Source organism: Vibrio sp. (assembly GCF_038138445.1).
Classification (GTDB): domain Bacteria; phylum Pseudomonadota; class Gammaproteobacteria; order Enterobacterales; family Vibrionaceae; genus Vibrio.
Window position 1 is genome coordinate 1 of the sequence record NZ_JAYQDQ010000152.1, and the last position, 4,700, is coordinate 4,700.

Here is a 4,700-nt window from a genome sequence, read left to right on the forward strand (position 1 = left end):
ATCATCAACGAGTGCCCACACAGATTGATAGGTTTAGTTTGTTAAAGAGCGTTCTAACAAGGCGTTATGCCGCGTTGTTAGGGATGCGTATGCTACGCATTTTTTTACTAAAGTCAAGAGCTTTTTAACACTTTCTTCTCTAGTCGCACCGAATAAATCAGAGGTGACCCTGCTTCGTTTCGGTGAGGCGGCATTATATGGACAATGACAAGGATCACAAGGATTTTTTTTACCTTATTGTTTGAGTGCTCAAAAATAGACCAAATCGCTTAAAATTAGGATAAAATTGCAACATTTGAGTCATGTCACACCAATAGGTTGGAAAAACAACAACCGTATACGTAAGATCTGTGTGTCTATGTCAATAATGCTTAGGCATTTTATTCTTAACTTACGAAGTTGTTTCCCAATATGAGTTCAAATAAATCAATGTTAATGATTGCCGCCTTAGCTATATTGGGCGCAATTATCTTTTCACAGGTTGATGTTCACCCTGCACTCAGCTTTGTTGTCGGTGTTTTTGTTTCCACTTTTGTTATTAGATTTTCAAACACCTCATCCAAGCCAGTAACCAGCAATGACACTACAACGAAAACCCTATACGTAGGAAATCTGCCATATAAAGCAAATGAGTCGCACGTAAAAGATTTGTTTGCCAAGCATGGTGAGGTTTTTGCGGTGCGCCTTATGAAGGATAAAAGAACCGGAAAAAGGCGAGGATTTGGTTTTGTAGTAATGGCTGCAACAGACGTTGTCAAAGCAATAGAAGGATTAAATGAAAAGGATTATATGCAGCGTACTTTAAAAGTTCGAATTGCTAACGATCCAAAATCTCAAGTTGAACAGGACTAAAGCCCCATCCCTGTAACGCTTTATTCAACGCTCCTTCAGCATATGGAGGAGCCGTTGAGAATATCTCACGCTTCCCTTTTTCACCATTATCACTAAAGCCGTCTTTTCCGAGTAACTCTTGTACTCGACGAGCAATTGCTTCTCCTGAATCAACCAGCAATACATGCTCACCCAATACATGTTGGATTTCTTGTTTGATAAGAGGGAAATGGGTACAGCCCAGCACGGCAACATCTATCTTGCCTGCCATGGGCTCTAGCGCTTGCTGTAACTCTAGCTGCGACAGCTCTCTCCCGCGCAGTTTTTCCTCGGCCATATCAACCAATAATGTCGAGCCTAACAGCTCCACAGGCTTGGTCTTGGAGAAGTCCCTGATTAAGTCATGGGTGTATTCGCGAGTGACAGTGGCGGGAGTGGCAATAAGACCAACAGCTTTATTGGCAAGGTTGGATGCGGGCTTAATGGCAGGTACCACACCGACCACAGGTATAGATAACTTGGCGCGCAGCGAAGGCAAAACAATCGTGCTGGCGGTATTACATGCAATCACAACAAGATCAATCTCGAGCTTTTCTACATATTGACAAACCAGCGTCTCAACACGCGCGGTAAGAGTGTCATGCTCTAGCTCACCATATGGGTAAGCAGCATTATCAAAAATATAAAAGTAATTAAGCGCTGGCAGTTTTGCCTCTATCTCTTTAAACACTGATAGCCCGCCGACTCCAGAGTCAAAGATTAGGATTTTTGTTTGTTGCGACACTTGGTAACCCACACTATTCGATTGGCCAATCATACTCACTAAGCTCAATTTGGCAATCTTTTCATTAAATGAGTGAGATTAAGTATTGTCGATTTGGCTAGTAACTACTAAACAAAACCGCCCGAAGGCGGTCTCTGATGTATTTAGAACTTGTAGGTACCAGTCAGCATCACTTTGCGGCCATCACCAGGGTAATATGACTCAGCATAGGACCCAACATAAGCACTAGAAGGATACTGTTCGTCAAGCAGATTATCGATTCGAAGACTTGCTGACCAAACATCTTGCGTAAAATTCAGTGCTGTATTTGCTAACCAATATGCGGGCAATTTATCAGAACTATTAGCTTTATCACCATCTTTGTAGCGTGTACCGGTATAAACACCCTCGACAAAAAATTGCCAGTTATAGTTAATCTCATAAGTCGTAAAAATACGACCACTGCTGCGAGCAACCCAAGGAAGTTTATTCCCCTCATACTCACCAGCGGTGAATTCAGCATCAATTAAACTGTATTCCATGCCTAGTTGGATATCTTGCTGAAGATACACATCACCACTGACACTCACACCATTACGCTCGGATTTATCAGCGTTAACATTAGCCCCCTTGGAACCAGTTGGTCCTGGGGCATTTGGGTCATATCTTATTTCATTTTCCAATCGAAGGTTGAATACATCTACCTTGACACTAAAATCATTTTTGATTAATCCCCAGCCCGCCTCGATAGACTTGCCAGTTTGAGGCTTTAGCCCCATGACACCAGGAGAGGTATAAGCTTGTTCATCAATCTTAGCAAACCTAAAGTTACTCTCACCTCTCAGATACACTCGCTGTGATTCATTAAGCTTGTAGTTAAAACCAAGCTCATAGGCATCTTGACTTTCAGGTAACTTCTCTGTATCCGGATAAACAGTCACATCGTAAATGTTGTCGGTTACACGACTATAACGCGCACCAGTTGTTAAGGTTAGCTTAGCAACGATAGGTATATTCAGCTGCCCATAAGCGCTTAACATCTGTTGTTCAAGCGCACGTTCTGTACTAGAAATTTTATAAGCCAAATCTCGTTCAGCTCCTTCAAATCCGATCAGAATGTTCCCCTGACCAGAGTCATTTAATAATTGCTTCTCTGCCGTAACCGCCCCTAACAATTGCTTGCCTGAGCTACTTTCCTCCCCCCCCCAAGCGATACCAGAACCCGTAGTGTTATCATAAATAATGTCTGTACCAAATAGCCAAGAGTCACTTGGATTAAATTGATAGCCGATACGTAGCGCTTTGGTTATTTCATGACTATAGTCGGTCGGATAAAGTGAGATGGATTGGGTTGGATCTTGCTCATACTGCTCTTTGGTTAACTTTCCTGGAGTCTCTCGGTTGTTGTCGTAATAACTTGCTTCTGTGTAGAACTTTGTATCATCTTTAACATAATTAATGCGAGTGAGTAACATTCCAGATTCCCGCCGGTTGTGCTCGCGGTAATTGTCAGTATTGTCCTGATTGGCACTCAGAAATAAGCTCCATCTATCAGTTAATTTTTTAGATATATCGACAGCGCCAGCCAAAGAATCAAAACTTCCCATGCTTAGCGAAAGATTGCCTTCATCCTCCTTGCTCTCTTTAGTGATGATATTAATAACCCCGCCAACCGCTTGATCGCCATATAATACACCTGCACTACCTGACAAAATTTCTATCCGTTCAATCTGAGAGACTTGATTTGAGCTAATTTGCTGCGTTGAGATATCTAGTTTGTTTAAACGACGGCCGTCAACGAGGATAAGGGTGTTGCTTGAAGCCTGTCCACCACTAAAACCTCGCATGGCAAATGAAGGACCACTATTTGTGTCAGAAATCTGAATACCCGCTCTAGCTCGCAATAAAGTATCAAGACTCTTAGCACCACTCGCCGCTATATCATTTGAGTCAATCACAGTGACATTAGAAGGGATATCTTCTATCGAATTGTTAAAGTCACTTTTGGCCAAAATAACCATAGTGTCATCAACAGCTCGTTCTTGGGCATATAAAAGAGAGGCATGGGGAAGCAGCGATGTTACTGTCATCGCTAACATTGTTCGGTTCATTGTTGTCGTTCCTAAATCGCGTAAGTCCTACCGAGCTTGGAGTGTTGCACTCCAATACCACTGCTCAGTCGCTGGCAGGTATTCGGACTCAAGAGCGTGGCTATGCCGCCTAATCACTCGACTTCCCAAATGATGCTTCATTCAGTGTCATGGGAGCTTTCGTTCTCTCTTACCGCTGCGCGTCATGCCCATACAGTTGGGAAAGAAAACGTAAAAAAACTAGACAAGTGAGAGCAAAAGGCTTTATTAACAAGCAATTACACCTAAATCAGCATGAAGACACCTATAACTCAATTAAGCGTCTAAGTTTTTCACATTTACTTTCGGTCTATCTAATTTTTTATTCCTTTAGACCATTTAAGAAATGACAAACTGACATTCTTAAAACTAGTATGCATCGGATGTATAGGCGGCTAATACCTGCCAAAACGTAGAGTAATAGATAACTCATATGATTACCAATTTAAGATATTGAATTTTAATAAAGTTGAACATGAGATTTTATCATAATTGGCAATTCTATCCATGCAGCAATGATTACGCCAACACTCCTCCTTCAACATGAGTCACTGGAGATACAATTTGCATAAACCATTCTAGATGAGTAACGTGTCATTTTTCAATGACGCGAGAGCTTTGGTGATATAGATAAGCAACCATAATTTATAATGGTGGTATTAATTCAATTAAGTCAAAGAGTGTAGGGAATGAATGAACGATAGTGTTAGTCCTAGCAAACTTATTGGGGCAAAACCACGGCCGAGATACTAAACGGCCCCAACCCATACTGCAAACCCCATCACAAAACCACAATTATCTTCTGCCAGTAAAAACTGTCGTTTTCACTAGCCTTGTAGTTCCTTTAAATGCGTCTTTAGATATTTGCACCAATTCATTAGTGAATTAGTGGGTGCTTTTTGGTTTTTATCCCCTGTTTTTACACAGTGATGATTTCAATGTAACTTGTTACAGTTCAGCCATTTAATATGCATGTG

General features: G+C 41.5%; 3 protein-coding genes and 1 riboswitch. Of the genes, 1 reads left to right on the forward strand and 2 read right to left on the reverse strand.

What is annotated here, in order from left to right; all coding sequences use genetic code 11:
- Positions 1-411 precede the first annotated feature (411 nt).
- Positions 412-852, forward strand: a complete 441-nt coding sequence (locus AAFM34_RS20355) for an RNA-binding protein (protein WP_239174093.1) — start codon at positions 412-414, stop codon at positions 850-852.
- Here AAFM34_RS20355 and murI read toward each other — a convergent pair.
- The gene (murI, locus tag AAFM34_RS20360) at positions 818-1,648 is read right to left on the reverse strand and encodes a glutamate racemase (protein ID WP_341666008.1); all 831 of its coding nucleotides are present in this window, start codon (positions 1,646-1,648) and stop codon (positions 818-820) included. The genes AAFM34_RS20355 and murI overlap by 35 nt on opposite strands.
- 110 nt (positions 1,649-1,758) lie before the next feature.
- Entirely contained in the window at positions 1,759-3,705 is a 1,947-nt protein-coding gene (locus AAFM34_RS20365) for a TonB-dependent receptor (protein WP_341666011.1), read from the reverse strand.
- A gap of 55 nt (positions 3,706-3,760) precedes the next feature.
- A riboswitch (cobalamin riboswitch) is annotated at positions 3,761-3,993 on the reverse strand.
- Positions 3,994-4,700: the final 707 nt, after the last annotated feature.

Bases quoted from the DNA above. Each gene is read 5' to 3' on its own strand.
- AAFM34_RS20355 (WP_239174093.1), top strand. From the start codon at position 412: ATGAGTTCAAATAAATCAATGTTAATGATTGCCGCCTTAGCTATATTG.
- murI (WP_341666008.1), bottom strand. From the start codon at position 1,648: ATGATTGGCCAATCGAATAGTGTGGGTTACCAAGTGTCGCAACAAACA.
- AAFM34_RS20365 (WP_341666011.1), bottom strand. From the start codon at position 3,705: ATGAACCGAACAATGTTAGCGATGACAGTAACATCGCTGCTTCCCCAT.